Below are 2,862 nucleotides of genomic sequence, written 5' to 3'. Positions count from 1 at the left end.
GCTAAAGCTATCAGAGGCTCACTATTTTGATTTATTAAAATCTAATTAGCTTCTAATTATTTATCCTGTAATACAGCGATACCTGGAAGTTCTATACCTTTTATAATACAATCAAAATAGTTCGCTAAAAAACCTCTGACAGCTAAAGCTATCAGAGGCTCACTATTTTGATTTATTAAAATCTAATTAGCTTCTAATTATTTATCCTGTAATACAGCGATACCTGGAAGTTCTATACCTTCAAGGAACTCTAAAGAAGCTCCGCCGCCTGTAGATACATGAGTCATCTTATCAGCAACACCAGATTTATTAACAGCAGATACACTGTCGCCTCCTCCGATAATACTTACAGCTCCGGAATTAGCGATGAACTTAGCTACTTCAAAAGTACCTTTAGCAAAATTAGGCATTTCAAATACACCCAATGGTCCATTCCAAACAACTGTTTTTGCATTTTTAAGTATTTCTTCAAGTTCTTTTAAAGTTTTAGGTCCAACATCCATACCCATCCAGCCAGCAGGTATAGCATTAGAATCTACTATTTTGAAATTAGCATCATTATCAAATTTATCAGCTACAACATTGTCAACAGGTAAATATAAAGTTTTATTTAATTCTTTAGCTTTATCCATAATTTCTTTAGCTGTAGCAATATAATCATCTTCACATAAAGAAGTACCTATTTCTAAGCCTTTAGCTTTGAAGAAAGTATAAGCCATACCGCCTACAACGATTAAAGTATCTACTTTATTAAGTAAGTTTTTAAGTACAGAAATTTTAGAAGAAACTTTAGCTCCTCCGATTATAGCTACAAATGGACGAGCAGGATTAGCAACAGCATCACCTAAGTATTTAATTTCTTTTTCCATTAAGAAACCAGCAACAGCAGGCATACCAGCTTTAGCAGATACTATACCAGCAGTAGAAGCATGTGCTCTGTGAGCAGTACCGAAAGCATCATTAACATAAACATCAGCTAAATCAGCTAATTGTTTAGAGAATGCAGCATCGTTTTTCTCTTCTTCAGCATGATATCTTAAATTTTCTAATAATAATACATCGCCTGCTTTTAATTCAGCAGCTTGTTTTTTTACTTCTTCACCTACACAGTCTTTAGCAAATTCAACTTTATTGTTAGGAAGTTTAGTTTTTAAATAATCATAAACAGGTTTTAAAGAGTATTTAGGATTAGGTTCGCCTTTTGGTCTTCCTAAATGGCTCATAAGTATTAAACAAGCACCTTGAGAAAGTATATATTCAATAGTAGGCATAGCAGCATCTACTCTTGTAGTGTCTGTGATTTTAGAGCTTGTTTCTTTATCGAGAGGTACATTGAAATCAACTCTCATTATGACTTTTTTACCTTTAATGTCTATATCTTTTACTGATTTTTTCATTATGAACTCCTTATTATTGCTATGCTCGCCTCCGCCTACAATCAGCAAATAAATAAATTTATTTGCACGTATGTGCTTTGGCTTGCTTTTATAGTTATCACTAATAAAAATTGTTTGCATTAAGGCTACTGCCGTACGCTCACAATTTTTTATGTACTGCTAAAAAATTTAAAGGGTGCTATAATGAAATATAACACCCTTTTATTATAGCTTAACAATTTTAATTATTATTGCTTAATTATTTTTTGTTGTACATATACAATAATAAATCAATTACTCTGTTAGAATAACCCCATTCATTATCATACCAAGAAACAATTTTGAAGAATCTTTTTTCATCTTTCAAGTTGTTTTGAGTAGTAGCTAGAGAGTCATATATAGAGCTTCTAGAGTCATGTATAAAGTCGCTAGATACTAATTCTTCATTACAATAACCTAAAACATCTTTTAAGTAAGTTTCAGAAGCTTTTTTCATTAATACATCGATTTCTTTAATAGAAGTTTCTTTTTCACTTCTGAAAGTTAAGTCTACAACAGATACGTCAGGAGTAGCAACTCTGAAACTCATACCTGTTAATTTACCTTTAGTAGCAGGTAAAACTTCACCAACAGCTTTAGCAGCACCAGTAGTAGAAGGGATAGTGTTACAAGCAGCAGCACGTCCGCCTCTCCAGTCTTTTTTAGAAGGACCATCTACTGTTTTTTGAGTAGCAGTATAAGAGTGAATAGTAGTCATAAGACCAGTTTCTATTCCGATACCTTCTTTAAGAAGTACATGTACTATAGGAGCTAAACAGTTAGTAGTACAAGAAGCATTTGATACTACATGATGATTAGCAGGATCATATTCTTCATGGTTTACACCATATACAAAAGTTCTTAAATCGCCTTTACCAGGAGCTGAAATGATAACTTTTTTAGCACCTGCAGCTATATGACCTTCAGCTTTTTCTTTTTCTGTGAAAAGACCAGTAGATTCTATTACATATTCAACACCTAAATCTTTCCAAGGAAGATCTTTTAATTCTTTAGTAGCACCTATACATTTAATTTTGTTGCCATTAACTACTAGTACATCTTCGCCTTCTGTTGTGATGTCAGCTTTCATTCTGCCATGAACAGAGTCATATTTTAATTGATAAGCAAAATACTTAGCATCAGTACTAACATCTACTACACCAACTACATCAATTTCTTTACCTAATAAACCGCGTTCTACTAATGCCTGAAAAACTAGACGTCCGATACGTCCGAAACCATTTATTGCTACTTTTACAGCCATAAATATACTCCTAAATTAAAATAATATCCTATACGCGAACATATAAAATTCACCTATTATGCTACCATAAATAAACGATTAAGTCAAGATTTTTTGTTTAATTTACTTGCACAGGAGCCAGACATATTGCATTAAGTATTCCTTAATTTCTTGAAGTATAACACAGGTGTATAATAATTTAAA

The 2,862-nt window shown here is 32.5% G+C and carries 2 protein-coding genes; both read right to left on the bottom strand.

The genetic code is table 11. The features are described from left to right. Nucleotides 1–197: 197 nt before the first annotated feature. Nucleotides 198–1,397, bottom strand: coding sequence for a phosphoglycerate kinase (gene pgk / locus Q0K19_RS15075; RefSeq protein WP_297249409.1), 1,200 nt, complete (start codon nt 1,395–1,397; stop codon nt 198–200). A 238-nt stretch (nt 1,398–1,635) separates the two neighbouring features. Next, on the bottom strand, nt 1,636–2,679 hold the full coding sequence (gene gap, locus Q0K19_RS15070) for a type I glyceraldehyde-3-phosphate dehydrogenase (RefSeq protein ID WP_297249407.1): 1,044 nt from the start codon (nt 2,677–2,679) through the stop codon (nt 1,636–1,638). Between the last annotated feature and the right edge of the window lie 183 nt (nt 2,680–2,862).

This window comes from uncultured Brachyspira sp., assembly GCF_944393015.1.
In the GTDB taxonomy this organism is placed as follows: domain Bacteria; phylum Spirochaetota; class Brachyspiria; order Brachyspirales; family Brachyspiraceae; genus Brachyspira.
This window is presented reverse-complemented; position numbering and strand designations above follow the sequence as displayed.

Excerpts from the sequence above, each read along its gene's own strand:
- pgk (WP_297249409.1), bottom strand. The coding sequence starts at position 1,397 with ATGAAAAAATCAGTAAAAGATATAGACATTAAAGGTAAAAAAGTCATA.
- gap (WP_297249407.1), bottom strand. The coding sequence starts at position 2,679 with ATGGCTGTAAAAGTAGCAATAAATGGTTTCGGACGTATCGGACGTCTA.